The sequence below is a fragment of the Synechococcus sp. UW86 genome (assembly GCF_900474085.1).
In the GTDB taxonomy this organism is placed as follows: Bacteria; Cyanobacteriota; Cyanobacteriia; order PCC-6307; family Cyanobiaceae; genus Parasynechococcus.
Map to the genome: position 1 here is coordinate 25785 of NZ_UCNU01000003.1, position 25619 is coordinate 51403.

A 25619-nucleotide genomic window follows, 5' to 3' on the forward strand; every position below is an offset into this window, starting at 1 on the left:
CTACTTGAGACGATTCGGCGCTTCTGTGGCATTGGATCTCTCGTTCCTTAGTTTCAGGTCCTTTTCATGCCTGCAGATATGAAATCCGGCGCTTCCGATCCCCGTTCCTCCGGCGAGAGGGACCAGGCGCTGAATCTGGTGCTGGGTCAGATCGAGCGCAACTTCGGCAAGGGATCGATCATGCGGCTGGGCGATGCCTCCCGCATGCGGGTGGAGACGATTTCCACCGGTGCGTTGACCCTTGACCTCGCCTTGGGTGGTGGATACCCGAAGGGCCGCGTGGTGGAGATTTACGGCCCGGAAAGTTCCGGTAAAACCACGCTCACCCTGCACGCCATCGCTGAAGTGCAGAAGCGTGGTGGTGTGGCGGCCTTCGTGGATGCGGAGCATGCCCTGGATCCCGTTTATGCCGCTTCTCTGGGCGTTGATGTGGAGAACCTGCTGGTCTCTCAGCCCGACACCGGCGAGATGGCGCTGGAGATCGTTGATCAACTGGTGCGATCGGCGGCGGTGGATCTGGTCGTTGTCGACTCGGTGGCTGCCCTCACCCCCCGCGCTGAGATCGAAGGTGAGATGGGAGATCTGGCGGTTGGCGCCCAGGCGCGTCTGATGAGTCAGGCGATGCGGAAGATCACCGGCAACATCGGCAAGTCGGGTTGCACCGTCATCTTCCTCAACCAGCTGCGTCTCAAGATTGGTGTGACCTACGGCAATCCAGAGACCACCACTGGAGGCAACGCGCTCAAGTTCTATGCCTCGGTTCGCCTCGACATCCGTCGGATTCAGACCCTCAAGAAGGGAACAGAGGAATTCGGCATCAGGGCCAAGGTGAAAGTGGCGAAAAACAAGGTTGCGCCACCCTTCCGCATTGCCGAATTCGACATTCTCTTTGGCCGCGGCATCAGCACCTTGGGTTGTCTGCTGGATCTCGCCGAAGAGACAGGCGTTGTTGTCCGTAAGGGCGCCTGGTACAGCTACGAGGGAGACAACATCGGTCAGGGTCGCGACAACACCATCACCTGGATGGAGGAGAACCCGGATGCAACAGCCACCATCGAAACGCTGGTGCGTCAAAAGCTGACGGAGGGCTCTGAGGTGAAGTCGAATTCCATGCGGCCTTTGGCCGCCGCTGCGAAGGCGGCTGCTGCTGATAAGTCGGCCCCGGCCAAGGCCTCAGAGGCGGCGGCCTGATTTCAGGCGGCCTGGGCCAGGGACTGCATGGCGCGGACCTGGCCTTCCTGGGCCAAATCAGCCATCCGCTGCAATTCCTGGATGGCTTCTGCTCCCTCCAGCTTCACCAGTTCTCGGCCGTTGCGGGATTCCACCCAGCTGATGCCGAAGTCGGAGACAAGAAAGCGCACCATGTGGCCATCGCCGATGTCAGCCACAAACGAAGCTCCATGGCCATCGCGGCCGTCGCCACAGGAATAGCAAGTGGCTGTGAAGCCCGCGCTTTGAAGTCTGCTGGCGAGGGCCTGCAGGCTCATCACCAGGTCTTCAACAACGGATCGATAGTGCTCTGCGAGGCGCGGAAACATAACTGAGTCTCCAATGAGACCCAGTCTAAAGGTTTTCTTTTGTTTTCGTTTGTTGGTTGAGCCGGTTGCTCAGGGGGTATCCGCAAGCGTCCACCAACCGGCCGCTGGGCCGATGAAGCGCACCGTCACCCAAAGCACCACCATCCCTCCGATTCCAATCCAGGCGCCGCGGGTGGTCACCGCCATGAACTGCTGCGTCTGATTGCGGGTGAGCGGAAGCCAGGACACGACCCGTGGGGAGGTGTCCACGGCTTTGGTGCTGGCCTTGGGTTGACGAGGGGGTAAGCCCTGGGCAGCCCGGCGGCGTGCTTCTCCCATGCACTTCTGAGCGTTGCAGGGAGGCTAAGCGTTGTTCACTCCGGCAGCAGTCGCTGCAATGGAATCCAAGGTTCCAGTCGATTCAGCACCTGATCACCCCAGCTGCGCCCTCGCAGGCGGCCATCGAGAATGGCCAGACGGCCACCACTGCGGCGCAGCGGCGCAATGGCGGTAGGGATCAGGCTCAGGGCTTCCGGCAGCAGCAGGGTGCGGAACCAGTCCTCTCCCTGCTGTTTCAGTCGCTCCACCCGAGCCGAGGTGAGTGGATTGTCCAGGCTGGCGATGGGGAGCATGCCGACAATCAGCTGTGCTGGGGCCGGCAGCTGCTCCTGATGCTCCAGCCACCAGTCCCAGTTGCAGGTCACCACGCCATTGCTTTCGGGTGCTGTCGACTCATGCACCACACGGCGTCCGAATTCCGCAGCCAGGGAGCTGGTCAGCTGCCGACGCAGCTGGTCGTCATTGATCAGAACAAGGGTGAGCCCCGCCTGGCCAAGGATGAGCCTTCTGCTCTCCTCCAGAAGATGTTGGGCGTAGATCCGGGTGTTCGGCAGGGGCTGGCGACGCGGGGCATAGACGGGGAGCGGTTCATTCAGCTCCCGTTCCCGCAGTGTTGCCCGCACGTCGGGGACAACGCCGGCCTGTTCAAATTCCAGATCAAGCCTGGCGTTGTCTCCATTGCTGCTGAACATCAGGCATGGGTGATCCAGCAGAACCCCCCGCAGCAGTTGGAGTGGTTCGAGGGGGGCCAGCTTCCAGCGCCACTGGAGCAGCCGGTGATCCAGTTCAGCCCATTGACTCCACTCCGCCGGGTTGATGGTGCGGAGGCTGTTCCATGGTTCAGGGCTGGCTGGCATCAGCTGGAGTAGGTCACGCAGGGCCTGCCCGGCTGAGCCTTCGAGTCGCACGGCTCCATCGGGCCTCGTGGCATCAGCGAACAGCTGCCGGCTCATCCGGTCATGCAGTTCCAGCAATCCGGATTCCGCCTGGGGACAGGCCTGGCGCAGCTCATCCCAGTGCTGATGCTCGATCTCCAAAGTCAAGGCGTTGCGCATGCGCCGGCTCAACTGATCCATCTCCGGGATCAGCAGTTGCCGTTGGCCCAAGTGCCCGTCGCGATGGGCCTGAATCAGCTCGCCAACATCCATTAGCCAGAGCTGTGGACCCTCCGGAGGGGTCGGTCCCTGCCAGCAGGGGAGCCTCAGGCCCTGGTTGCGGAGACGGGGCAATTCCAGCTGGAGCAGACGCCGGCGCTGGGGGGCCGTCAGCACCAGTGCCCCCGCTTCGGGTGCCAGACACAGCGGCACCAGCAGACCGAGCCACCAGCGTTCGCTGCTGCTGGGGGGGAGCTGAACGAGTGTTGTGTCGCGACGCCTCAGGCTTCGTGCCACCAGCCGGCTCAGGGTCAGGTGGTGGGGCCAGTCCGATTCCTCCTGACGGAGCAGGGTTTTGATCTGGTGGTGGGCCTGGGCTTCCAACATCGTCAAACCCTAAGCAGGCTTCCCCTGGCGATTGGTTCATGGCAATCCATCCATCAACATGGCTTCACGACCCTGCGGGAGAGATGGCGGTGCAACCGGGACGTGTGGGGATCGTTGGCCTTGGCTTGATCGGGGGATCCCTTGGTCTGGATCTGCAGGCGCGGGGCTGGTCGGTGCAGGGCCTTGTGCATCGTCAGGCCACGGCGGATCGCGCCATGGCCCGAGGGCTGGTGGGTTCGGTGTCGACCGATCCGAGCTGCCTCTCGGGTTGCGACCTGGTGATCCTGGCGTTGCCCATTCCCTTGCTGCTGAACCCACCGGATGAGCTCATTGCGGCCCTGCCTGAAGCAGCGGTGATCACAGATGTTGGTTCGGTCAAACAGCCTGTGTTGGAGGCTTGGCGCCAGTGGCATCCCCGCTTTGTGGCCAGTCACCCCATGGCAGGCACAGCTCAGGCGGGCGTTGAGGCCGGTGTGCTGGATCTGTTCCGCGGCCGCCCTTGGATCGCGACTCCGGATCAAAAAACAGACCCCGCTGCCCTGGCTCAGGTTCGTGATCTGGCCGTCAGCGTGGGTGGCCATTGGCTGACGGCCACCGCGTCCCAGCACGACCAGGCTGTGGCTCTGATTTCCCACATGCCGGTGCTGGTGAGTGCTGCACTGCTGCGGGCAGTGGGTGATGAACGGGATCCGGAGATCCGGCAGTTGGCCATGGTGCTGGCGTCCAGTGGCTTTGCCGACACCAGTCGTGTGGGTGGCGGGAATCCCGAGCTGGGGGTGGCGATGGCCTCCACCAATCGGGATGCGGTGTTGCGTGGCTTGGCGGCTTACCGCTGGAGCCTGGAGCAGCTCGAAGATGCCGTGCTCCAGCAAAACTGGTCTCAGCTCGCGTTGGAACTGCGCCGAACCCAGACCCTGCGCCCGGATTTTTTGAGGGCACCTGGGGAAGTCAGCTCCGAAAACTGAGGGGTTGACCCCGTTCGGCCCTGAGCTGCCGGCAGGCATTGAGGGCTGACAGGCTCACCCCCGCTGTGCCCTCGCCCGGATGGAGGCTGTCGCCGCAGAGCCAAAGCCCCGGCATCGGCGTTCGTCCTGCCAGGCCGAAGGGGCCGAACCGGCTTGGATGCTGTCCAAGGCCCCCGACCATGCCGTTGGGACGACCCGTCCAGCCGGCGAAGCCCCGTGGTGTTGCCAGTTCAGCGTGCAACCAGGCGTCGTCTTCGAGCGAGAGCCAGCGGTTCAATTCGGCTTGGATCAGGTTCAGCATCTCTGTTTTGCGCTGCTGGTACTCCGGCTCCGGCAAGCGGCACCAGTCACCTGTTGGGGTGAACACGCTGGCAATCAAGGTGGCCTGCCCCTGGGGCGCACGCCCATCGCCCTCGCGGCTGATGGACACAAACAGAGGCCCTGGGGATGCGCAGCCCCGCTGGAGATGGCCTGGGCAGGAATGTGGCAGTGCATCACGCCGCACCGCTCCGTAAAGCACCAGTGCACCACTCGGTTCATGCAGGTTGTTCAGTCGCTTGCGGTACCCCTGGGGCAGTTGATCCGGTTCGATCAACTCCTGCAGGCACTGGGGCGGCAGGCTGCAGACCACATCACGGCTGCTGCGTTGGTGTTCCGTGCCCTTGCCGGTGCTGATCGTCACCTGCCAACCGGATGAGCTGGGCTGCAGCTTGGTGACCCGATGCTTCATCAGTACCGTTCCGCCGTCGCGCTCAATGGCCGCCACCAGCTGATTGCTCAACACCTGCATCGATCCCTCCAGATGCCAGAGCCCGAGTGGTGCTTGGGCCATATGCAGGACGGTTGCGCCGTACAGCGCCGCCGTGCGATCGGCCGGTTCCTGGGAGTACAGCTTCAGCTGGAGGTCGAGAAAGCGCCGCAGCCGTTGATCGTCACCGCAACCGCACAGCCGCAACAGATCGGCGATGGTCAGACCTGTGAACAGTCCCGATGCCAGCGTTGCGGGCCGAAGTGCCCGCAGCAATGTGCCGAGATCCCAGAGGGAGCGCGGCGTCACCACAGGGTCCTGGCTGGCGAACTGCCAGTTGCTGGAATGCAACTGATGGCAAAGGCTCCAGAAGCGCTGGCTGCCTGGGAATTGACGTTCACGCTCGGCGGCCCAGGCGTCCGGGTCATGCCAGAGCGAAATGGGAGGGGATCCATCGCCCAGGTCGACCACACAACCTGGGTCCAAAAGCTCTGCGCTGGGCAGAGGCATGTCCAGATGCTTCAGCAGTCGCGCATGACTGCCTCCGGGCTCCAATCCAGCCACTTGGGTCGCCCCAACATCGAACACCCATGGACCACGCCGGAATGTTCCCGCACATCCCCCCGGTTGTTGATGCGCTTCCAGCAGCGTGACCTTGACGCCATCGCGGGCCAGGAGTGCCGCTGCGGTTAAGCCAGCGATCCCACCTCCCACCACGATCACGCTGGAATCGCTCACGACGCCCTGAAGAATCGGGCCATGCTGGCAAGACAGGGGGCCTGCTGAGGATGAACAGCGAACTGCGCCGGGATCTCACCGCGAAGGATGGGCCATTGGCGGGGGCTGTGATCACAGACGTCTCCCCTGTTGGTGGGGGCTGCATCCATCAGGCCTGGAAACTTCGCCTCCGTGATGGCCAGGTGTTGTTTGCCAAAACTGGTGGCGCCAGCGCCCTACCCCTGTTTGAGGTGGAGGCGGAGGCCCTCGAGGCCCTGCATGCCCAAGCTGATGCCTCGTTCCTGGTTGTGCCGCAGCCCATCGCTCTGGCAGTACTGCCCCACGGTGCGGTGCTGCTGTTGCCTTGGCTGGATTTTGGTGGCAGCGACCAAACAGCCCTTGGCCGGGGTTTGGCCTTGCTGCACCAGTCGTCGATGGCCTCCAGCCCAGCTCGTTTCGGCTGGCACCGGGATGGCTTCATCGGCGCTGGGTCTCAACCCGGTGGGTGGCGTGATGACTGGGGATCGGCCTTCGTGGAGCTCAGGCTGCGCCCGCAGCTCGACATCCTTGATGGGTTGCAGCAGGATTCAATGGACCTCAATCCGTTGTTGCTGCGCCTCGCCGAGCACTTGAACGAGCATCAACCGTGTCCTGCGTTGGTGCACGGCGATCTCTGGGGTGGGAATGCTGCCAGCCTCAGCGATGGACGGGGGAGCATTTTTGATCCCGCCAGCTGGTGGGCTGATCGGGAAGTTGATCTGGCCATGACCCGGCTATTCGGCGGCTTCGGTGAAGCCTTCCGCTCGGGTTATCGGGAGGTGATTCCCGAGGCTTCAGGCGCTGACGGTCGGGTGGAGATCTACAACCTGTACCACCTGCTCAACCACGCCAATTTGTTTGGGGGGAGTTATCTGAGCCAATGCCGAGCCAGTCTCAAAGATCTGGCTCGGCGGCTTTGAGGCTCAGCCCAGGTACTCCTTCCGGAGGGTTTGAACACGCTGAACCAGTGCATTGCGCTTGTCGCTGGTGGTGAGGTTCTTCCAGCTCCATTGGCCCACCACGACCACGCCGAGCAGTTCCAGCAGGCCCGGAACGATCGGCAACAGGTTGATCGTGTCGAGGATTCCCTTGATCAGGATCTGGGCAATGATCACGGCAGCAAAGATGCCGACGATCTTGCCGATGCGTCCCATCTGGCTCCAGTCGACCTGATCGAGCGTGTCGTTCACCTTGCCCAGTACGTCGCTGTAGCGCTCAGCGAAGGAGGTGGTGTCCTCCTGCTCAGGGGTTTCGAGCGGTGTCGTCACGGTTGTGGCGGCATCCTTAACTTCAGTGGTGGCGTCACTCATGAGAACGACTAAATCCTTCACAATTTCAGCTGAGCGTATCGGTGCGACGGGGTCTACGCCATCCGTGCTGCAAATTGATCACCGATGCCACACGGATCTGGCCCGGATTTTGCTGGCGCCCCACCCCGAAGAAGGCTGCGCCTTGCTGCTGGGACAACGGACGAATTCAGGCTGTTTGAGGCTGACCACGACCTGGCCCTGTTGCAATGTCTGGGGACGGGGTGCATCCGGTCAGCAGCCTGTCCACGACCGTCGCAGCAGGTTTCTGGTGGATCCGAGGGAGCAGTTGGCAGCCCAGCGATGGGCGCGGGATCGCCATCAACGTTGTCTTGGGGTGGCCCATTCCCATCCGGCGTCCGCGCCCGTTCCCTCGCCCCAGGATCGGCGCTTGGGACAAACGGAGAGTTTGATGTTGATCCTCTCTGCCTCGCTTGGCCTGCGGGCCTGGTGGCTGCATGGGGACCGCAGTGTGGATGAAATCCCGATTCAGCTCTGGGACACTCAAAACCATGCATGACCACGCGATGCTGAGTGCTGATGAGCGGGGGCGCTACGCCCGCCATCTGATCCTTCCCGAGGTTGGTGCTGCCGGTCAGCTCCGGTTGAAGTCTGCTTCTGTGCTTTGTGTTGGCAGCGGTGGGCTGGGATCCCCCCTGTTGCTGTATCTGGCCGCGGCAGGGGTTGGTCGTATTGGAATCGTGGATGGAGATGTGGTGGAGCTGTCCAATCTCCAGCGGCAGGTGATCCACAGCTCCAGCGGGGTTGGCGGCTCCAAGGCCCGCTCAGCCGCAGCCCGGATCCATGACCTCAATCCTCACTGCCAGGTGGAGGTGCATGAACACATGCTGGATGTGGGCAATGCTTTGGATCTCATCGGTGCCTATGACCTGGTCTGTGACGGCACTGACAACTTCCCCAGCCGGTATCTGATCAACGACGCCTGTGTGTTGCTCGGCAAGCCCCTCGTCTACGGCTCCGTGCAGCGCTTTGACGGTCAGGTCAGCGTGTTCAACCGCACGCCGACGAGCCCCAATTACCGCGATCTGCTGCCGGAACCCCCTCCCCCGGACGCTGTTCCGTCTTGCTCGGAGGCTGGGGTGATGGGTGTGATGCCGGGGTTGATCGGTCTGCTTCAGGCCACCGAGGCGATCAAACTGATCACCGGTATTGGTGAGTGCCTGGACGGTCGGCTGTTGGTGGTCGACGCCCTGGCGATGCGATTTCGCGAACTCACCCTCCGCGTTGATCCCGACCGACCAAAGGTCGAGAGCCTGATTGACTACCGCCAGTTCTGCCGTCCGGCGTCATCGGAGATGGAAGCCATCACTGTCATGGAGCTGAAGGCCCTGCTCGACTCCGCTCCAGACGAGATTGCGCTGGTTGATGTGCGCAATCCTGCTGAAGCAGAGGTGGCTTCGATTGAAGGAAGCCACTTGGTGCCGTTGGCTTCGCTGGAGAGTGGTGAGGCGATCGATCGCATTCGTGCATTGGCAGAGGGACGGCGCCTTTTGGTGCACTGCAAGCTCGGGGGGCGCTCTGCCAGGGCCGTTGAGCTGTTGGCTCAGCAGGGCATCGCGGCAACGAATGTGACCGGTGGAATTGATGCCTGGTCTCAGCAGGTGGATCCTGCAATCCCTCGCTACTGAACCTGAGGGTTAGTAATCCACCCCTCGCTTCAGGTCGACGCCCTGTTCGGCGTAGTGCTTGTGGCACACCATTTCGGAATGGATGCTGGCCAAATCGAAGTAGGCGGGCGGGTTTTTGCAGCGTCCCGTGATGATCACCTCGGTTTCCGCCGGTTTGCGCAGCAGGGTCTGCAGGATTGGTTCGACGGGTAGCAGCTCCAAATCGACCGTGGGGTTCAACTCATCGAGGATCACGGTTTTGTAGAGGCCGCTGGAGATGGCGGCCCGTGCGATCTCCCAGGCCCGCTCGGCCTCCACGTAGTCAATCGGCTCCTGCTGGCCCCGCCAGACGATGGCATCACGGCCGGAGCGGAGGTGGTCGACCAGATGGGGATAGCTCTCGCGCAAAGCAGCGATGGCCGCATCTTCGGTGTAGCCGCTACCGCCTTTGAGCCACTGCAGGATCAAGACCCGGTGGCTCTTGTCCTGGCTGATGCCCCGGCCGATGGCCTGCAGCGCTTTGCCCAGCGCACTGGTTGATTTGCCTTTGCCTTCGCCCGTGTAGATCTCGATGCCGCTGCTTACGTTGAGGGGCACCACCCGGTTGTCGTTCATGCCCGGGCGGCGATGGGCTCGCATCTCGGAGTGGAGGTCGGCCTCACGCACCAACGGGGCGGGTGCAGCCCGACCGGTAACGATGATCTCCATCCCCTCCGGTCGGTTGCTGAGGGTGCGCACCACGTCCTCCAGATCCAGCAGGCCGAGATCCAGCACAGGATTCAGCTCGTCCAGAACCACCACCGAGTAGAGGGCACTGGCGATCGCGCCCTTGGCGATCACCCAGCCCCGCTGGGCTTCGTCGCGGTCGAACCGGGTGGCTTCATCAGCGGTGAAGTGATCGGCCCGTCCGGTGCGCAAATGGTCGATCAAATGGGGAAAACCCTGCTGCAAAGCTTCGATAGCCGCATCCTCGTCGTACGCCCGGCCTGGGCCTTTGAGAAAGCGCAGTAGCAGCACCCGGGTCTGGCGTTGCTCGCAGATGCCGAGGCCGATGGTGCGCAGCACAACCCCAAGGGCTGCTTGGCTTTTGCCCTTGCCCTCACCGTCATAGATGTGCAGCTGTCCGTGGCTGCGCTCGCGGCTGTCTGCTGCGGTGACGATGCCGATGCTTCGAGGCATGGGGACAGCTCTTACCGTTGGAGCCTACCTAGCTCAACTGGTTTTCCCCGCTGATGTTTCGGTTGCAGGAGCCTTTGGCGGATCGAGAGCAGCAGCTGCTGGCGAACCTGCGGCAGTGGATGGCAGACCAATCTGCCCTTTGTGTGGCCTATTCCGGTGGAGTCGACAGCACCCTGGTGGCGGCGATGGCCTACGAAGCCCATGGCGATGCCGCTCTGGCGGTAACGGGTGTCTCCCCGGCCCTGGCGCCGCATCTGTTGCGGGAAGCCCGTGATCAAGCCTCCTGGATCGGCATCCCGCATCGGGAGTGTGCGACGGCCGAGTTGAACGACCCGGACTACAGCAGCAACCCCGTGGATCGCTGCTTTGCCTGCAAGCGTGAACTGCACCAGCACCTTCAGCCCATTGCCGCGGCGGCTGGAGACGCGTTGGTGATTGATGGGGTCAATCTCGATGACCTCGGTGATCACCGGCCCGGCATTGAAGCGGCCCGACAGGCGGGGGTTCGCTCCCCCCTGGCGGAATTGTCGATCGACAAAGCAGCGATCCGTGCCCTGTCGAGGGCCCTTGGTTTTCCCTGGTGGGACAAACCGGCGCAGCCCTGCCTGGCCTCCCGTTTTCCCTATGGCGAAAGCATCAGCGCCGAGCGGTTGAAGCGGGTGGGTCAGGCGGAAGCCTGGTTGATCGCCAGGGGATTCAGCTTCGTTCGTGTGCGCTCCCACGGGTTGGCAGCAAGGATTGAGGTGCCCAGCGAGCAGATCCGCGCTGTGCTCGCGCTGGCGGAAAGCGAGCCTTTGGTGGAGGCTTTTCGCTCCCTTGGCTTCACCTCCGTCAACCTGGATCTTGAAGGTCTGGTCAGCGGCAAGTTGAACCGCCGCTGATTTCGCCTGGGCCGGATCAGCTGGGGAGCTGGCTTGGCGTTTCCACAGGCTCTCTCACCCCAGTGGCAATGGCCGCAGGTGTTTCACGCAGAAAGCTCTTCAACGCATGGCGTTTCGCTTGAAGCTCACTGCAGAGAATCGCGCAGGCCTGCTCCGGCATGGTGTGGTCACCACAGGTGAACACATCAACCGCGGCGTAGCCGGATTCCGGCCAGGTGTGGATGGAAATGTGGGATTCCGCCAGCAGGGCAAGGCCTGTGACGCCCTGGGGTTGAAATTGATGGGTGATCAGGTTCAGCAGCGTCGCACCAGCGCCTTTGGCTGCTGAGGTGATCGTTGTGCGGATGAATGCTTCGTCGTCGAGCCGGCTCGGATCGCAGTCGTAGAGCTCGAGAATGCAGTGTTTGCCAACCATGTCGGTGGCATGAATCTCAGGTGCCCCCCATCCCGGGTTGGGATGCAGTTCAGAGAGGGTCTGCTCCATCAGGCGATGAGAGAAAAACAGGTCCGCCACCCTATCCGATCTTCAGGTCGGGTCTCAGGTCTCTTGCGCCGAGAATTTGGGCCTGCTGCTGCCATCCGCCGCCAAAGCCTTCAAGGTGCGTGGCGCTCACCAGGCATTGATGCGATTCGCCCACGGCCTCAAGCAGAAGCTGCTGCCGGGTTGGATCCAGTTCGGCGAGCACATCATCAAGAAGCAGCAGGGGTGGCTCCCCACAGAGCTGGGTCACCAGCTCCAGTTCGGCGAGCTTCAGGCCCAGCACCAGCGACCGCTGCTGGCCTGCGGAGCCAAACCGTCGTGCCGGACTGCCCCCCAGCAGCAGGGCGATCTCATCGCGGTGCGGGCCCACGCGGCAGCTGCCGAGCCGTTCCTCCTCTCCCCGCTGCTGGCGCAGTTGCTCCTCGATGGCGAGTCGCCAGGGTTCTTCGGCATCCTCCCCGTCGAGCTTGCTGCCGGGTTTGTAGTGCAGTTCCAGGGCTTCTGTGCCCCCGCTGAGGTGGGCCTGCCAGCGTTGGGCGATCGGTTCCAGCCGATGCAGGGCCCGTTGCCGTCGCCGGTGAATTCGGGTGCTCACCAGCGCCATCTGAACGTCAAAGGCATCGAGCAGTGCATGGCGTTCGCCACTGGAGACCTGCCTCTGGCGCCAGAGCTGGCTGCGCTGCCGCAACAACCGGTTCAGCCGTGCCATCAGATCGGCATACACCGGTTCGAGCTGCAGCACGACGCGGTCCAGCCACTGGCGGCGTAAGGCGGGTTCGCCCCGCACCAGATCCAGATCCAGGGCGCTGAAGCCGATGCAACGCAGCGGACCAATCAGGTCCAGCTGCCGATCCAGCAGCTTGCCGTTCCGTTTGGCCTGACGGCCACCCTGGCGGCGCAGTTCCAGTTCCAGACGATCCCCATCCCCCACGTCGGCCCGGATCAGGGCCTGTGGAGCGTCCCACTGGATCAGATCGCGATCATTGCTGCAGCGATGGGAGCGCAGGCTGCCCAGCAGCTCAACCGCCTCGAGCAGGTTGGACTTGCCGATGCCATTGGGCCCGATCACCAAAAGGCGTGGCTGCTTCAGTTCCAGCTGCAGAACGGTGTGGTTCCGGAAGCCCTGCAGTTGGAGCCTGTGGAGCCGGATGGGTGCTGGGGCGACCAGTGAGTAAGGTACCTGTATCGGGACGGTTGCCGCTCGATATCACTGCGGCTTAACGCCGATCAGTGGGCATGTAGCTCAGTTGGATAGAGCATCAGATTCCGGTTCTGAGGGTCGGGGGTTCGAGTCCCTCCATGCTCGTGTTTGAACTCAATGTCTCAGCTCAGGCTGAGGCCCATGGCGCGAATGCCATTGGGATCAATCAGGAAACCCTGCTGTTTGAGAGCTTCCAGCGCATCCGCAGGGGCCGAGATTGAAAGGCTGCAGCCCGGCAGATCCCGGCGCAGAATCTGCAGGGCACGGTGCACCAGAACGGCGAAAAGGGCCCCTTGGTTCGGCCCTGGCTTGGCGGCCAGGTTCCAAAGATTGGCGTTGAGGGCCAGATCACTGGTGGCCCGCACAAATCCGACCAGTTCCCCTGTTGATTCCTCCAGGATGCTGATCTGCCACAGGCTGCGCTGAAGGGCGAGCTCCCAGCGTTCCTCGGGGTGGGTTGATTCCCCGCAAGACATCAGCAACGTGTTGAGCTGCTGGGAGGTGGGAGGTGTTGATGTTTCGAGTCGCGTTCCCTCGGGCAAGGGTGGAATCGAGGGTTGTTGAAGGAACGACAGCACTGTGGATCAGCCGGTGTTGCGCATGCCGGCTGCAATGCCGTTGAGGGTGAGCAAGGCTCCCCGCAGCAGTTCACTGCGGCTGTAGGTGCGGGTGTCCTCGGGGGCGCCTGGCGTCTCACTCATGGGCGGTTGCCGGTTCTGATCCCGCAGTCGCTTCAGCAGCGCAACCTGCAGGAAGCCCAGGGGAACGATGGTGCGGTTGCGGAGATCAACCGACAGTTGCAGTCCTTGATCAGCGCCCAGCAGTCGGTTTTGGCCCGTGATTTCCAGAACCAGTTTTCGGGTGAGTTCGTATTCCTTGGCGATCACCTCGAAGATTGCTTCAAAGGCCTCCCGCTGTTCCGGGTGCCCCAGGCTGTTCATGTAGTGATGGGCCAGGTCGAGATCCACCTTGGAGAGGGTCATTTCCACTTTGGAAATGAGCATCCGGAAGAACGGCCAACGTTGATGGAGGCGCCGCAGCAGGTCGAGTTGTTCGGAGTCGCCGCCCACTTCTTCCGAGAGCGCCGTGCCGAAGCCAAACCAGCTCGGCAAAAGGAACCGACTCTGGGTCCAGCCGAAGACCCAGGGAATGGCCCGCAGGCTGGAGAGATCCTTGGCACCGGTTTTGCGTCGGGCTGGTCGGCTGGAGATCTGCAGCTTGCTGATTTCCTCGATCGGTGTGACCTGCTGGAAAAACGCCACCAGATCGGGATTGTCGTGAACCAGAGCCCGGTAATGGTCCCGTGAGCGGGTGGCTAGGCGACTCATCAGCTGGTTCCAGCTGGGTGTCGCATCAAGCTGGTTGGTAACCAGGCTGTTCTGCACCACGGCCGTGGTGACGGTCTCCAGGTTGTAGAGCGCCAATTCGGGCAGGCTGTACTTCGAGGCCAGCACTTCGCCCTGTTCGGTGATTTTGATTCGCCCCTGAAGTGTGCCACTGGGTTGGGCCAGGATCGCCTGATAGGCCGGCCCACCACCACGACTGACGGATCCACCGCGGCCGTGGAAGAGGCGAAGCGCCACGTCCTGGCGGCTGGCGAGTTCCTGAAGGGCGATCTGAGCCTGATGAATCTCCCAGTTGCTGGAGAGGAAGCCGGAATCCTTGTTGCTGTCGGAGTAGCCCAGCATCAGCTCCTGCAGCGGCTGCTTTTGCTGCCCCACAACGGGGAGGAGTTCGCGGTAACGCGGCGTCTTGAACAGACCCTCCATCACCTCAGGGGCCCGTTGGAGATCCTCCACGGTTTCGAACAGCGGCACCACCAACAGGGAGGCCCGTTTGTTGGGCGGGTCAACGAGACCCGCCTCCTTGGCCAGCAGCAGGACCTCCAAGAGATCCGATGCCGTGTGGCTCATGGAGATCACGTAGGAGTTGCAGATCCGCGGACCGAACTCCTCCTGGAGGCGCTGCAGCATTCGGAACACTGCCAGCGTCTCGGCCGTCGCGGCCGACCAGCTGGCGGCAGGCGGGATCAGGGGGCGACGGGTCTGCAGTTCCTGCAGGAGCCATGCCATCCGCTCCGTCTCGTCCATGTCCCCATAGGCCTGGGGCAGTTCGAGGCTGCGGGTGAGCTCGTCGATGGCATCGCTGTGGCGGGTGCTCTCCTGACGGATGTCGAGGCTGGCCAGTGAGAACCCGAAGATGTGCACCTGGTGCAGCAGGGTGTCGAGCTGTTCGCAGCTCAGTTCAGTGCTAACGAGGCTGTTACGCACCAACTCCAGATCACTGCGGAACTGGTCCACCGATGTGTAGTGGAGAACCTCAGCGTTACCGAGCCCATCCTTGGGATCGGCCAGCGCCTCACAAGGCATCTGCCAGCCCGCTTCCGACAGTTGGTTGTTGCGGGCGAGGGTGCGCTCCAGTTTTTCGAGCACGTAGCAGAGCTTCAGCCGGTAGGGCTCTAATCGGTATCGCGCTGCTCTGCGCTCGTAGATCTCAGGGAACCGGAGCCGATCCATCTCGAGCGACTCCAGCAGTGATGGAGCCACCTGACTCCACTGCATGGAGATGCTCAGCTGCTGCCGGAGCGACTGCACAGAACTGATGTAGAGCTCCAGCATCAGCTGTCGCTGGTAACAGGCAGTTCGCCAGGTGATCTCGGGTGTGACCGAAGGATTGCCGTCCCGATCGGAACCCACCCAGGAGCCGAAGGTGCAGAACGACGCCTGGGGCACCTGGACATCGGGGTAGTGGCGATGCAGGGCGGAGATCAGTCTTCGGCGCAGTTGCGGCATCGCGTCAAACAACACCTGCTGGAAGTAGTGCAGGGTTGAATCCACCTCGTCGATGACGGTGGGCTTGAACTGGTGGAGTTCATCGGTGCGCCACCACAGGCGGATTTCCTCCTCCAGTTGGTCGCGGCAGTCCTCCCGCAGCTCATGCGCCAGAGGGGCGTCGGATTGAAGTTGCTGGAGCAGGTTGGCCACCCGCCTCTGTTTGTGCCGCACCGTGTGCCGCACGATCTCCGTCGGGTGCGCGGTGAAGACCAGCCGGATGTCCAGTTCCCGCAGCAGTTGTTCCACCTGCGCGGGGGGAACGTTCATCCGCCGCAGCCGCTCGAACACCTCTCCAAAGGTGGCTGGATCGGTCTGGTTGGCGAGGGGCGGGGCGAAGGGATCAAAGGCGTCCCGTTGGGCCGCGTCAGCGCTGGAATTGGGCCTCAGGCTGTCGAGATAGCTGTCTTCCTCGATCCGTTGCTCAAGGATGTTGATGAGCTGGAAATACAGCGAAAAGGCACGGGCGGCCGAGATGGCCTCCGAAAGGTCCATGGCCTTGATCAGCTCGACGATCGCCTCGCTCGTGGTGTCGCCATCTCGCCCTCCCATCGAGACGGGGTCGCTGAGTTGTTTGAGCCTCAGCAGGCGTTCGCTCTGCTCCGGTGGGCACTCGCTGCGCAGCACCGACTTCCAGAGGTCTTCAATCAGGTCCAGGCGGTGCTGAAGAAGCTGTCCTGCGCCGGATCCGCCACCGCTCAAGCGTGCAGTCTCTTGCTCGGAGACAGGGGTGGTGGACTCGGGCATGAAGTCTCCACGCTGCGACGAACTCGACATGATCATCCCAAACAGGCTTCCCCGGTGGAGATCCGTTCCTCCTCCTCCATCCGCTGGATCCCTTCCTGAAGCAGGTTTTCGATGGATTGCCCCTGGCCATGGGCCGCTTCCCAGCGCATGGCCTGGTTGCCATCAACAAGCAGGGAATCCAAGGGCTTCAAGCAGGCGCTGAGCTGGAGCGATTCGGCCAGGGGAGTGAGCTGATCAATCAGCTCCAGCAGCCAGTCTTTGCAGTTGATGACACGGCCGTCCTGCCAATGCCTGAGTTCAGCATTCAGGCTGGATCGGGCCACGGCGGCGTCGTTGCTGTCGGCGAGCTGGACCAGTTCAGCGGCGCTCAGCGAACTGCTGCGTAGTGGATCGAGGTTTTCGATGTTGTTTTTGAGGGCCAGTAGCCGCAGCTCCAGCAGACAGGTGATCGCCAGCAGCTGATCGGGATTGGTGACCAGATCACAGATCCTTAATTCCAACCGGTTGAGGTCGTAGGGGCGCCGCGGACCATTGGGCCGAACCGACGTCCACAGATGACGCTCGTTGCGCATGGCACCCGTGGACAGCTGCTCCTCCACCCACTCGATGTAGTGCTGGTGATCCCTAAAGAGAGGAACTGCAGCGGGCGTGAGCGGGAATTGATGCCATCGCTGGGAGTGGTTGCTGGTGCTCTGCCCATCCAGGAAGGGAGAACTTGCACTCAGGGCAAGCAGCAGAGCCGCTTCGCAGCGCACGAGCCGCACTGCTGCAAACAACCAGTTGAGATCGGTGATCCCAAGGTTGATATGGATGCTGGCTGTCACGACCCTGGTGCCATAAAGCTGTTCAATCAGCGCGTGATAGGCGTTTTCAGGGTCGGAGCGTTCGAATCGGCTGCTGTCACCCAGGCTCATGGCGCTGCCGGGGAGCAGCGTTAGCTCCCGCTTCTGCAGCCACCGCCGCAGCGTCCGTCGGGGAGCGAGCAGCGCCTCGGGCAGTTCGGCGTAATCCCGGATCGGCTCGGTGACGTATTCGAGGTTGCGACAGTCCGGTTCCGTCACGAAGCCAGGCAGCTCCCTGGCCACGTCGGGGGCGACTCCCACGTTGGCTCCGTTGCTTCGACCGGTGAATAGTTCAACCTCGAAGCCTTTCAGCAGAAGGGGGTGCGCTCTCATCCCTGTGGATTCAGGCACGCCAGTGCTGTGAGCATTCCCCGGGCTTTGTTGAGGGTCTCCTCAAACTCCGCCGTCGGCTGTGAATCGGCCACAACGCCGGCTCCGGCCTGCACTTTCACCCTGCATCCCCCGCCATCACGGGGTTGTACCACCATGGTGCGGATCGTGATCGCCGTGTTGAGGGCCCCGGCCAGATCAACGGATCCGTACACCCCGGAATAGGGGCCACGGGCATCGGGCTCCAGCTCGTGGATGAGTTGCATCGCCCGGATTTTCGGTGCGCCGCTCACGGTGCCGGCGGGGAACGCCGCCATCAGCAGATCCCACACGTCGTGCGTGGGCCCCAGGCGTCCTTCGACTTGGCTGACGATGTGCATCACGTGGGAGTAGCGCTCGATCACCATCAGGTCCTGCACCGCAACGCTTCCGGGCTGACAGACCCTGCCGAGGTCATTGCGGCCCAGATCCACCAGCATCACGTGCTCAGCCCTTTCCTTGGGGTCGGCCAGCAGGTCAGCTTCCAGTTCGCGGTCTTCCAGGGGCGTGGCGCCGCGGGGCCGGGTTCCGGCAATGGGCCGAAGGCTGGCGTGGATGCCATCAGCAGCGGGTTCGGCCTGAACCATCACCTCCGGACTGGAGCCAATCAGTTGCCAGTCCCCAAAGTCGAAGAACGCCATATACGGGGAAGGATTCACCATCCGCAGACTGCGGTACAGCTCCAGGGGCGATTGAGGTATCTCGGTTTCCAGGCGCTGACTGATCACCAGTTGGAACACATCACCAGCTGCGATGTGTTCCTTGGCGGTGTCGACGGCGGCTTCGAATTCATCGCGGCTGCGGTTGGAGCGCACCGCGGGAAGCTCTTTGCTTCTCGCGTCCCAGGTGAGTGGTTTGACGGCCGGCAGAGGTGCGTCCATCCGCTGGCGCAGGGCCTCAATCCGTCCGATTGCGGTTTGCCAAGCCTGCTCCTCATCCGCTCCGTCGGAGAGGTCGCCAAAAGCGACAGCGGTGATCTGTCGTTTCACCTGATCAAAGATCAGGATCGCGTCCATCAACATCCAGATCCCATCCGGGGGATCGGCAGCAGCGCGGGGATGAACGGCGACGGTGGGTTCGATCCACTGGATGAGTTCGTAACCCCAAACGCCATAGAGCTGCCCAAGCGGAGGGAGGCCCGGCAGGTTGACGCAGGAGTACGGCGACAGGCAGTGGCGCAGGGATTCGAATGGATTGCCGTTGAAGGTCTCTTCACGACCGTCTCGCCAGGTGCGCGTCAGATGATCGTTGCGCGCTGACGCCGTCCAGAGCGGATCGCAGGCGATCACACTCCAACGCCCCAAGGTTTCACCACCCTCGACGGACTCCAGCAGCACGCCAGGAGGCCTTCCTTCACCCACCTTAATCCAGGTGGTGAGGGGTGTTTCAAGATCTGCGGGCCAACTCTGAGCCAGAGGAATCAGGTTGGCACCACTGCAAACAGCCTGATGAAAGGCGTCGCGATCGGGACTGAACATGACCTGATCATCGCAGCCGGGACCCGGAGATCATGACCTCCGGGCGTCGGTTTTGAGAGATCAGGCGTCGAAGGTGTTGCGGCCGCTGAACTTGATGTTGGCCGGGTTGACGTTCTGGCCAATGCGACGAGGGTTGTGGCCCACCATGGGACGACCTTCGTTCACCTTTTCGGAGAACACACCATCCTTGGGATGCAGGAACTCTGTGTCACCACCGGGGTAGATCCGGTAGATCTTGTAGTCCTCGATCCGCGGCTTGAATTTCGTGCGCAGCTGGGTGCCGAGGGCGAGGCACTGTTCCTTGCGAGCGAAATACATCAGGTTCTCGCCTGAGTTCATCAGAGCGGCGCCACCGGTGGGCAGCTCAAAAGCTTGCTCTGTCTTGCTGGTCCAGGTGATTGCGTATTTCTCTTCAGTCTCCGCTGAATTAAGAAGGCCGCCAGTGCTGGCGATGTGCTGGGGAAGTTGACCGTTCAACGCCGTTGCTGCCATGGCTGAAAGAATCCACAAGAGCCGTTATGGCTGGAAAGTAGCACCGTCATTGGGGCCTGTTTTGAGCTCCGACAGCAACCTTCACACCCGTCAACAAACCCATCACTCTGCGGGCGTATGCACCGGGAAAAAAACGGTGATGTCGCGGTCGCGCCTGGGCTGATAGCGGCCTCCCAGGCTGGCCATCATCTGGCGGGTCGCATCCTGGCTTAACTGCAGGCTCCCGGTGCTGGGATCCCAGCTCAGGACGGTGCCCACGTCCTCGCGTTGGGGAGACGGGCCGGCCTCCGTGGCCTGGCTCCTGTCGGGATGCTCCACATGCAGCTGAAGCTTCACCCGTGGACCGGCTGCCTGGAGGTGAAGCGTGAGCTGACTGCCGGAGGGGAGCCCCCTGGTGCTGCGGTCGATCAGACCCCCCAGCATCGGTTCCAGTCGACGGGAGTCACTGAGGATCGCCGGTAGGTCGGCGCTGAGATCCAGCTCCAAGGCGATCCCGCGACGGTTCAGCTGCTCCGTCCAGCTGGGTGCAAGGGCGCTCAGCATGGCCCGCAAATCCGTGCGGGCCAGATTGGCCTCGTTGGGCTCCCGTTGCAGTTCAGCGGCATGGAAGATCAGGCCAAATCGATCGATCTGCTCGCTGCATTCCACGTCGATCTGCCGCAAGCGATTCATAACGACATCAGCCAGATCCTTTCGCCGCAGCAGAGAGCGGATCAGTGTTCGAATCGTGGCCAGCGGGGTGCGCACCTCATGGGTGATCGCTTCCAGCAAATTCAGATCTCCATGGCTGGGCGCTTCCGGTGGGCGCTCAGCCTGGATGGGTTGCAGCATCAGCCCGGGGGCTGTGCCGGTGAGCCGCTCCGTGAGACGGGGCCAGAACTGTTCTGACCAGGCTGCATTGCTCTGCAGGGAGCCGATCGATTCGAGTGCTTTGCGCAGCTGCTCGGCCTGCGCTGGTGACTGGTGCTCCAGCCGCCCCCCCAGCTGCACCAGCACATCACTGAGCGTTGCAGGGTCGCATCGCATCAGCAGCTGCCGCTTCTGGGGCGGCCCATGCAGGGCAAGGGCCACCTGGACCTCGGGTGTGATCACCAGCAGCAGTGGGTCATCTCCGTCGTCGGGGCCCAGGGACAAGCGTTGGAATCCCCGCAGGGAACCGGACTCATCGCTGCTGGACCGTCCCGGCAGTGCCGTTGGATGCGGACTCAGTTGATCCAGTTGATCTGGAGCCCACACCCATCCCTGCAGATGTTTCAGTAATTCCGGTTCGTAGAGAGCTGGCAGGGGGGCAGCCAGCCAGATGCCGCGTTCCAGGCCTCGCTCAAGCAGGTCCTGTTGCAGGGTTTCCAGGGCCGCCCACCAAAGCCGCCGCACACCAATCTCATCGCAGCGGCCCTGGGGCACGTCCTGTGCCAGCCGTTGCCGCAGGTCTGTGAAGGAGGGGCCGGTCAACGGAGGTGCGCCAAGGAGCGACGGCTTTGCCGGACCACCGACAGGCAGAGGCCGAGCGCTATGAAGTTCACCACCATGGCTGAGCGCCCATAACTGAGGAAGGGCAGGGGGATTCCTGTGACGGGGCCCAAGCCGATGGTCATGAAGATGTTGACCACCACCTGGAACATCAGCATCGTGCCGATCCCGATCACCACGAGTGATTCGAAGTCGGTGCGGGCATTGCGTGCGATCTGGAGCAGCCGTGCCATCAACGCGGCAAAGCCAAGAACCACCAAAAGGCAGCCAAGAAAGCCGGTTTCCTCACCCAGGGCGCTGAAGATGAAATCGGTGTGTTGTTCAGGGATGAAACGAAGCTTGGTCAGTTGTCCTTGAAGAAGACCTGTGCCCAAGACGCCGCCTGAACCGATGCCAACGGTGCTCTGGAGCAGGTGATAGCCCCCGCCCAATGGATCCTGACTTGGGTCGAGGAACAGCACCAAACGGTCCCGTTGATAGTCCTTCAAACCATGCATCCAGAGCCATGGCGTCACAGCAGCCATGGCGCCGTGGATGGCCAGGGTTGCTGTGGCTGCCAGACGTTTCCAGGGCAAGGAGCGGTATGCGAGAACTCCCATCAGCGGGATCCAGAGGGCCATGGCCCAGGGGAGAAGGCCTGAGAGCAGGGCCGTCACCAGCGGTGAGAACAACAGAATCACCCACTCGACCGGCATCCCCGACCAATAGAGCATCGTGAGCATCAGGGCGCCGAACACAAGCGATGTGCCGAGATCAGGCTGGATGAACACCAACAGCCACGGCACTGCAATCACCCCGAGCGGGCGCATCAGATCAATCGGTCGTTCCACCGGGTGTCGCGACAGGACTGCTGCCACGAGCAGGATCGCCGCGATCTTGGCGAACTCTGATGGCTGAACATGAACCCCGCCAATGCTGATCCAGCGTTGGGCGCCCAGCGCTGTGGTTCCAATCACGCGCACCGCCACCAGGCTGATCACCGTGAAGGCGTAGACGGGAACCAAAAGAGGCCGTAGACGCTGCAACGGCAGCCGTTCCAGTCCCAGCGCCAGCAGCACTCCGAAGGCCGCGGTGATCCAGTGGTGATACCAGTCGGCATAGTCCGCCTGGCGTTGGGTGCTGGCGATCAGCACCCCGGCGATGGTGATCATTCCGAGCGGAACACCCCAGAGCACCCACTCCCGGTGCGATCTGCGGCGGTCACGTCGGCTGAACATCGTCAGACGGGCTGGGTGACGGCCTTGAGCACCGCTGTCGCAAGGCCCTTGAACTCAGCGGCGCTGGCCGAGTCGCTGCGGTTGATCACGATCGGTCGCCCCGTGTCACCGCCTTCCTGCACGGGCATTTCCATGGGGATCTGAGCCAGCAGGGGTACGTCGTAATCCGCAGCGAGTTGGGCGCCGCCGCCACTGCCGAAGAGGGCGTAGCGGCAGTCGGGACGGTCCGGAGGAATGAAGGCGCTCATGTTCTCCACCACCCCCAGAACGGGAATGCCCATCTGCCGGAACATGGCGAGCCCCCGTCGCGCATCCTGCAGCGACACCTGTTGTGGGGTGGTCACGATCACAACGCCCGCCATCGGCACTGCCTGGGCCAGGGAGAGCTGTGCATCACCGGTGCCCGGCGGCAGATCAACGATGAGAACGTCCTGCTCACCCCATTCGGCCTGATACAGGAACTGCCGGATGATGCCGTTGAGCATCGGGCCGCGCCAGATCACAGGCTGGTGATCGTCGATCAGCAGACCCATCGACACCATGGCGATGCCGCAGGTCTCGATCGGGACAATCCGCTGCTGATCGCCGCTGCCCTGCACCTCAGGTGTTTGGTCAGCGACGCCCAGCATGGTGGGTGCGTTCGGCCCGTAAATATCGGCGTCCAGAAGTCCGACCCGCAGGCCGGTCTGGGCGAGGGCGCAGGCCAGATTGACCGCGACGGTGCTTTTGCCGACGCCGCCCTTGCCGCTGCTCACGGCAATCACCTGGCGGACGCCGGGGATCGACTGGCGTTCCGCCGGCTGACCATGGCCGGCTTGGCCAATGCCCCCTTGGCTTGGCGGTTGGCCGATCTCGATCTGCACGTCGTCAATGCCATCGAGCGCCATCAGAGCGCCCCGTGCTTCGGCCACGATGCGGTCACGCTGGCTTTGGGCAAAGCCTGGAAGGCTGAGGCGAAACACAGCCCGCGGCGGGGTGATGCGGATCTGTTCGATCCAGCCGAGCTCCAGGGCCGTTTTGCCACTGCCGGCATCTTTGACTTGCTGGAGGGCTTGGTTGGCCTGCTCGACCGGGGTCATCCGTTTCATCAAGGCAAGCCGGATCCTAGGGGCGCCGCCCGTGACAGTCCCTGACGGATGCTTGTCCAGGCCTGGGGTGACCTGGTTAGGTTTCGATGTCTTCAGTCTCTGACACATGGTCCGCTCCCTGATTCGCCGCGTCCTCGGACGCCAGGACGTGGGTGTCAGCAAGGCTCCCCTTGAGCTGCCCCCCAGCGATTCCAGAGAGCGGGCCCGGGCGATGGTGATGGGGCTGCAGGACGAAATCTGTGCGGGCCTGGAAGCCATCGACGGTGAAGGTCGCTTCGTTGAGGAGAGTTGGGTCAGGCCTGAAGGGGGTGGTGGGCGCTCCCGGGTGATGCGTGAGGGGCGCGTCTTTGAACAGGGCGGCGTGAATTTCTCCGAGGTTCAAGGCGAAGAACTGCCCCCGTCGATCCTCAAGCAGCGTCCTGAGGCCAAGGGGCATCCCTGGTTCGCCACGGGAACCTCGATGGTGCTGCATCCCCGCAACCCCTACATCCCGACCGTTCACCTCAATTACCGCTATTTCGAGGCTGGCCCGGTGTGGTGGTTCGGCGGCGGTGCCGACCTGACGCCCTACTACCCGTTCCTCGACGACGCCCGTCATTTCCATCGCACCCACCAGGCGGCCTGTGATTCAGTTCACCCGGATCTGCACAAGGTGTTCAAGCCCTGGTGCGATGAATACTTCTATTTGAAGCACCGTGGTGAAACCCGCGGCGTTGGCGGCATCTTTTACGACTACCAAGACGCCAACGGCACCCTCTACAAGGGTCAGGATCCCTCCGGGCCTGCTGCTCAGGTGTCGGCTCGCTTGGGAGCTCGGCCGTTGAGCTGGGAGCAGCTGTTCTCCTTGGGGCAGGCCAATGGCAGAGCCTTCCTACCCGCCTATGCCCCCATCGTGGAGAAGCGCCACCCGATGGCCTACGGCGATCGCGAAAGGGACTTTCAGCTCTATCGCCGGGGACGTTATGTGGAGTTCAACCTGGTGTGGGATCGCGGCACGATCTTCGGCCTGCAGACCAATGGACGCACGGAGTCGATCCTGATGTCTCTGCCCCCCTTGGTGCGTTGGGAGTACGGCTACACCGCTGAGGCCGGATCAAGGGAAGCCCTGCTGACCGAACTGTTCACCAAGCCGCAGGACTGGCTCGGTGATGCCTCGCTGGATGAGCGCTGCCGCCCCCATGGAGCGATCAACTAACTGACGCCTTGAACGAGCGCGTTCACCACGCGCTCGGCCAGGCAATTCAACGTGTGCTCTCTGGAGCGTGGATCCCTCAGTTTCGTCTCGAGAGGGGGCTCAAGCATGGCGATTTCAAGAATTCCGATCCCGCGCCGCGGACCGCCAAGGCCTCCGCGGAACAGGCGTGGGTAGCGCCCAAATGCCTGGGCCAGGCTTTCATCGACGACATTCAGTTCGCGCACATTTGGGAGCACCGGAATCAGGCCGGAACCGAAGCCATGGGGCCGGAAGGCATCGAAATGGATCTCCAGGACATATTCACCACGCTCTGAAAAGACCTTGGCCTTCGACCAGTTGGTGCTGGGGTCGTCATCGTTCGCGATGCTGATGGACGGCGGGGTGTAGGCGCGGATGTTCAAGCCACGGGCCTGGCCTTGGGTCACCACAGCGGCCTGAACTTCGCGGTTCCAGAACAGCTCATCGCGAATGCCCGGTTGCATCGGCGCTCGCTTCTGCTGATCCACGGCATATCCAGGGGTCCCTGGACTGGCAGTGCCCTGGGAGTCGGCGTGTCCTGCCATGACGACGATTGGCAGGTTGCTCTGCACAGGGCTTCTGCCAACCCAGCTCCCGGGTTTCTTTGTGCGTGGGCCGAGCAAGGGATCTGGCGTGGCGGGCTCAGGACAGGGGGCTGGCTGTTTCGGTGCTGTTTTTTTGCTGGGCTCGGCTGTGCCAAGCCAGTTGTGCTGTTCCGCAGCCTTGGTCATCGCCAGGGTTGCCAGTGACAGGCCTGCGATGGCAAGTCCTGAGGCAAAGCGACGCCGTCGCATCCAGGCCGGCAGACCCATGGTTCAGATGGGGGAGGAGAGCAGGGATCCGTCACTGGCGAGTTGCAGGGTCTCAGCCAGTTCCAGTTCGATGGCGATCAATTCGTCCCGATGAGCCCGCAGACGAATGGCGCTGCCGTCTCCCTCGGGAGCAGGAAGGAGTTGCAGTTCAAGGGCTTCTGTGCGAGCGGCCCGCCGTGTGTAGACAGCTCCTGCCAGAGGGCCGATGCCGATCAGCAGCAGAGGCCACCAGTGCAGTTGCGGTGCCAGCTGACGCAGGACCAGGCCGAAGCAGCCGGAGCCAATGGCCGCCAGTACTGACAGCAACACCGCAAGGGGTTGGCTGGAGGCCACTTTCCCCTTGAAGCGGAGCACCTGGCGCTCAGCATCGCCGCCATCCCGGCTCCAGCCGCGCTCTTCCAGCCAAGTGCTGAGCCCGTCAAGCACGGTGATGGGGGGTTGGGGGGACATCACGTCCACCACTGTGGTTCGGTCTTTGCTGGCTGCACGCAGAAAGAAGACCAGACCAATCGCCAGCAGAACAGTCAGCAGGAGGGTGGATTGGAATCCTGCAGGCATGGCATCCCGGTGATGTTCA

Annotated in this window: 25 protein-coding genes and 1 tRNA gene; 8 read left to right on the forward strand and 18 right to left on the reverse strand. The window is 62.6% G+C overall.

Going from position 1 to position 25619, the window contains the following annotated elements; all coding sequences use genetic code 11:
* Positions 1-66 precede the first annotated feature (66 nt).
* Positions 67-1191, forward strand: a complete 1125-nt coding sequence (gene recA / locus DXY04_RS00470) for a recombinase RecA (protein ID WP_115160553.1) — start codon at positions 67-69, stop codon at positions 1189-1191.
* Between the two features lie 2 nt (positions 1192-1193).
* Here the strand turns inward: recA and DXY04_RS00475 are convergent, their stop codons facing one another.
* From DXY04_RS00475 to DXY04_RS00485, 3 genes are all read right to left on the reverse strand, one after another.
* Positions 1194-1538, reverse strand: coding sequence for a DUF1815 family protein (locus tag DXY04_RS00475; protein WP_115160554.1), 345 nt, complete (start codon positions 1536-1538; stop codon positions 1194-1196).
* 69 nt (positions 1539-1607) lie between these two features.
* Positions 1608-1856 carry a DUF2839 domain-containing protein gene (locus DXY04_RS00480; RefSeq protein ID WP_115010475.1) on the reverse strand — a complete coding sequence of 83 codons (249 nt, stop codon included), beginning with the start codon at positions 1854-1856 and terminating at the stop codon, positions 1608-1610.
* 35 nt (positions 1857-1891) lie between these two features.
* Entirely contained in the window at positions 1892-3337 is a 1446-nt protein-coding gene (locus tag DXY04_RS00485) for a helicase (protein WP_115160555.1), read from the reverse strand.
* 83 nt (positions 3338-3420) lie between these two features.
* Between DXY04_RS00485 and DXY04_RS00490 the strand changes: the two genes are divergently transcribed.
* Positions 3421-4302: a prephenate/arogenate dehydrogenase gene (locus tag DXY04_RS00490; protein WP_115160556.1), complete on the forward strand. Its 882-nt coding sequence runs from the start codon at positions 3421-3423 to the stop codon at positions 4300-4302.
* Here the strand turns inward: DXY04_RS00490 and crtD are convergent.
* Positions 4286-5788: a C-3',4' desaturase CrtD gene (crtD, locus tag DXY04_RS00495; RefSeq protein WP_115160557.1), complete on the reverse strand. Its 1503-nt coding sequence runs from the start codon at positions 5786-5788 to the stop codon at positions 4286-4288. The two genes, DXY04_RS00490 and crtD, sit on opposite strands and share 17 nt — an antisense overlap.
* A gap of 50 nt (positions 5789-5838) precedes the next feature.
* On the opposite strand from crtD, the gene DXY04_RS00500 reads away from it, so the two are divergent.
* Positions 5839-6726, forward strand: coding sequence for a fructosamine kinase family protein (locus tag DXY04_RS00500; protein WP_115160558.1), 888 nt, complete (start codon positions 5839-5841; stop codon positions 6724-6726).
* Positions 6727-6729: 3 nt separating this feature from the next.
* Here the strand turns inward: DXY04_RS00500 and DXY04_RS00505 are convergent, their stop codons facing one another.
* The gene (locus DXY04_RS00505) at positions 6730-7116 is read right to left on the reverse strand and encodes a CAAD domain-containing protein (protein ID WP_114987298.1); all 387 of its coding nucleotides are present in this window, start codon (positions 7114-7116) and stop codon (positions 6730-6732) included.
* Positions 7117-7180: 64 nt separating this feature from the next.
* Between DXY04_RS00505 and DXY04_RS00510 the strand changes: the two genes are divergently transcribed.
* Positions 7181-7633 (forward strand): M67 family metallopeptidase, encoded by a 453-nt coding sequence (locus DXY04_RS00510; RefSeq protein ID WP_244278524.1) that lies wholly within the window; start codon positions 7181-7183, stop codon positions 7631-7633.
* Entirely contained in the window at positions 7626-8762 is a 1137-nt protein-coding gene (gene moeB, locus DXY04_RS00515) for a molybdopterin-synthase adenylyltransferase MoeB (protein WP_115160559.1), read from the forward strand. Before DXY04_RS00510 ends, moeB begins: the two co-directional genes overlap by 8 nt.
* Before the next feature lie 9 nt (positions 8763-8771).
* Here moeB and DXY04_RS00520 read toward each other — a convergent pair whose 3' ends face one another.
* Positions 8772-9920, reverse strand: coding sequence for a cob(I)yrinic acid a,c-diamide adenosyltransferase (locus DXY04_RS00520; protein WP_115160560.1), 1149 nt, complete (start codon positions 9918-9920; stop codon positions 8772-8774).
* A 53-nt stretch (positions 9921-9973) separates the two neighbouring features.
* Between DXY04_RS00520 and larE the strand changes: the two genes are divergently transcribed.
* Complete coding sequence (larE, locus tag DXY04_RS00525) at positions 9974-10801, forward strand: ATP-dependent sacrificial sulfur transferase LarE (protein ID WP_115160561.1); 828 nt, start codon at positions 9974-9976, stop codon at positions 10799-10801.
* A gap of 16 nt (positions 10802-10817) precedes the next feature.
* Here the strand turns inward: larE and speD are convergent, their stop codons facing one another.
* Positions 10818-11285: an adenosylmethionine decarboxylase gene (speD, locus tag DXY04_RS00530; protein WP_115010551.1), complete on the reverse strand. Its 468-nt coding sequence runs from the start codon at positions 11283-11285 to the stop codon at positions 10818-10820.
* A gap of 31 nt (positions 11286-11316) precedes the next feature.
* Positions 11317-12411: a DNA replication/repair protein RecF gene (gene recF / locus DXY04_RS00535; RefSeq protein WP_244278529.1), complete on the reverse strand. Its 1095-nt coding sequence runs from the start codon at positions 12409-12411 to the stop codon at positions 11317-11319.
* 103 nt (positions 12412-12514) lie between these two features.
* Between recF and DXY04_RS00540 the strand changes: the two genes are divergently transcribed.
* Positions 12515-12588, forward strand: a tRNA-Arg gene (locus tag DXY04_RS00540).
* Positions 12589-12605: 17 nt separating this feature from the next.
* Here DXY04_RS00540 and DXY04_RS00545 read toward each other — a convergent pair.
* The 8 genes from DXY04_RS00545 to DXY04_RS00580 form a co-directional block, all read right to left on the reverse strand.
* Complete coding sequence (locus DXY04_RS00545) at positions 12606-13061, reverse strand: N-acetyltransferase (protein WP_115160563.1); 456 nt, start codon at positions 13059-13061, stop codon at positions 12606-12608.
* Positions 13062-13067: 6 nt separating this feature from the next.
* A complete protein-coding gene (ppc, locus tag DXY04_RS00550; protein ID WP_371634492.1) occupies positions 13068-16097 on the reverse strand; it encodes a phosphoenolpyruvate carboxylase in 3030 nt (1009 codons plus the stop codon).
* Positions 16094-17236 carry a glutamate--cysteine ligase gene (gene gshA / locus DXY04_RS00555; protein ID WP_115160565.1) on the reverse strand — a complete coding sequence of 381 codons (1143 nt, stop codon included), beginning with the start codon at positions 17234-17236 and terminating at the stop codon, positions 16094-16096. The genes ppc and gshA overlap by 4 nt, the downstream gene beginning before the upstream one ends.
* Complete coding sequence (locus tag DXY04_RS00560) at positions 17233-18750, reverse strand: anthranilate synthase component I family protein (RefSeq protein WP_115160566.1); 1518 nt, start codon at positions 18748-18750, stop codon at positions 17233-17235. The genes gshA and DXY04_RS00560 overlap by 4 nt, the downstream gene beginning before the upstream one ends.
* Positions 18751-18810: 60 nt before the next feature.
* Positions 18811-19242 (reverse strand): photosystem I reaction center subunit II PsaD, encoded by a 432-nt coding sequence (locus DXY04_RS00565; RefSeq protein ID WP_011363412.1) that lies wholly within the window; start codon positions 19240-19242, stop codon positions 18811-18813.
* Positions 19243-19344: 102 nt separating this feature from the next.
* Complete coding sequence (locus DXY04_RS00570) at positions 19345-20694, reverse strand: sensor histidine kinase KdpD (protein ID WP_115160567.1); 1350 nt, start codon at positions 20692-20694, stop codon at positions 19345-19347.
* Positions 20691-21929 (reverse strand): rod shape-determining protein RodA, encoded by a 1239-nt coding sequence (gene rodA / locus DXY04_RS00575; protein WP_115160568.1) that lies wholly within the window; start codon positions 21927-21929, stop codon positions 20691-20693. The genes DXY04_RS00570 and rodA overlap by 4 nt, the downstream gene beginning before the upstream one ends.
* A gap of 2 nt (positions 21930-21931) precedes the next feature.
* Entirely contained in the window at positions 21932-23008 is a 1077-nt protein-coding gene (locus DXY04_RS00580; RefSeq protein WP_115160569.1) for an Mrp/NBP35 family ATP-binding protein, read from the reverse strand.
* A gap of 115 nt (positions 23009-23123) precedes the next feature.
* On the opposite strand from DXY04_RS00580, the gene hemF reads away from it, so the two are divergent.
* Entirely contained in the window at positions 23124-24212 is a 1089-nt protein-coding gene (gene hemF / locus DXY04_RS00585; RefSeq protein WP_115160570.1) for an oxygen-dependent coproporphyrinogen oxidase, read from the forward strand.
* Here hemF and DXY04_RS00590 read toward each other — a convergent pair.
* Together DXY04_RS00590 and DXY04_RS00595 are read right to left on the reverse strand one after the other, a co-directional pair.
* On the reverse strand, positions 24209-25042 hold the full coding sequence (locus tag DXY04_RS00590) for an N-acetylmuramoyl-L-alanine amidase (RefSeq protein WP_115160571.1): 834 nt from the start codon (positions 25040-25042) through the stop codon (positions 24209-24211). The genes hemF and DXY04_RS00590 overlap by 4 nt on opposite strands.
* A 3-nt stretch (positions 25043-25045) precedes the next feature.
* Positions 25046-25600: a cofactor assembly of complex C subunit B gene (locus DXY04_RS00595; RefSeq protein ID WP_115160572.1), complete on the reverse strand. Its 555-nt coding sequence runs from the start codon at positions 25598-25600 to the stop codon at positions 25046-25048.
* Positions 25601-25619 lie beyond the last annotated feature (19 nt).

What these genes read in the sequence shown, in the direction of transcription:
- recA (WP_115160553.1), top strand. Translation starts at nt 67, where the DNA reads ATGCCTGCAGATATGAAATCCGGCGCTTCCGATCCCCGTTCCTCCGGC.
- DXY04_RS00475 (WP_115160554.1), bottom strand. Translation starts at nt 1,538, where the DNA reads ATGTTTCCGCGCCTCGCAGAGCACTATCGATCCGTTGTTGAAGACCTG.
- DXY04_RS00480 (WP_115010475.1), bottom strand. Translation starts at nt 1,856, where the DNA reads ATGGGAGAAGCACGCCGCCGGGCTGCCCAGGGCTTACCCCCTCGTCAA.
- DXY04_RS00485 (WP_115160555.1), bottom strand. Translation starts at nt 3,337, where the DNA reads ATGTTGGAAGCCCAGGCCCACCACCAGATCAAAACCCTGCTCCGTCAG.
- DXY04_RS00490 (WP_115160556.1), top strand. Translation starts at nt 3,421, where the DNA reads ATGGCGGTGCAACCGGGACGTGTGGGGATCGTTGGCCTTGGCTTGATC.
- DXY04_RS00500 (WP_115160558.1), top strand. Translation starts at nt 5,839, where the DNA reads ATGAACAGCGAACTGCGCCGGGATCTCACCGCGAAGGATGGGCCATTG.
- DXY04_RS00505 (WP_114987298.1), bottom strand. Translation starts at nt 7,116, where the DNA reads ATGAGTGACGCCACCACTGAAGTTAAGGATGCCGCCACAACCGTGACG.
- moeB (WP_115160559.1), top strand. Translation starts at nt 7,626, where the DNA reads ATGCATGACCACGCGATGCTGAGTGCTGATGAGCGGGGGCGCTACGCC.
- DXY04_RS00520 (WP_115160560.1), bottom strand. Translation starts at nt 9,920, where the DNA reads ATGCCTCGAAGCATCGGCATCGTCACCGCAGCAGACAGCCGCGAGCGC.
- larE (WP_115160561.1), top strand. Translation starts at nt 9,974, where the DNA reads ATGTTTCGGTTGCAGGAGCCTTTGGCGGATCGAGAGCAGCAGCTGCTG.
- speD (WP_115010551.1), bottom strand. Translation starts at nt 11,285, where the DNA reads ATGGAGCAGACCCTCTCTGAACTGCATCCCAACCCGGGATGGGGGGCA.
- ppc (WP_371634492.1), bottom strand. Translation starts at nt 16,097, where the DNA reads ATGATCATGTCGAGTTCGTCGCAGCGTGGAGACTTCATGCCCGAGTCC.
- gshA (WP_115160565.1), bottom strand. Translation starts at nt 17,236, where the DNA reads ATGAGAGCGCACCCCCTTCTGCTGAAAGGCTTCGAGGTTGAACTATTC.
- DXY04_RS00560 (WP_115160566.1), bottom strand. Translation starts at nt 18,750, where the DNA reads ATGTTCAGTCCCGATCGCGACGCCTTTCATCAGGCTGTTTGCAGTGGT.
- DXY04_RS00565 (WP_011363412.1), bottom strand. Translation starts at nt 19,242, where the DNA reads ATGGCAGCAACGGCGTTGAACGGTCAACTTCCCCAGCACATCGCCAGC.
- rodA (WP_115160568.1), bottom strand. Translation starts at nt 21,929, where the DNA reads ATGTTCAGCCGACGTGACCGCCGCAGATCGCACCGGGAGTGGGTGCTC.
- DXY04_RS00580 (WP_115160569.1), bottom strand. Translation starts at nt 23,008, where the DNA reads ATGACCCCGGTCGAGCAGGCCAACCAAGCCCTCCAGCAAGTCAAAGAT.
- hemF (WP_115160570.1), top strand. Translation starts at nt 23,124, where the DNA reads ATGGTCCGCTCCCTGATTCGCCGCGTCCTCGGACGCCAGGACGTGGGT.
- DXY04_RS00590 (WP_115160571.1), bottom strand. Translation starts at nt 25,042, where the DNA reads ATGGGTCTGCCGGCCTGGATGCGACGGCGTCGCTTTGCCTCAGGACTT.
- DXY04_RS00595 (WP_115160572.1), bottom strand. Translation starts at nt 25,600, where the DNA reads ATGCCTGCAGGATTCCAATCCACCCTCCTGCTGACTGTTCTGCTGGCG.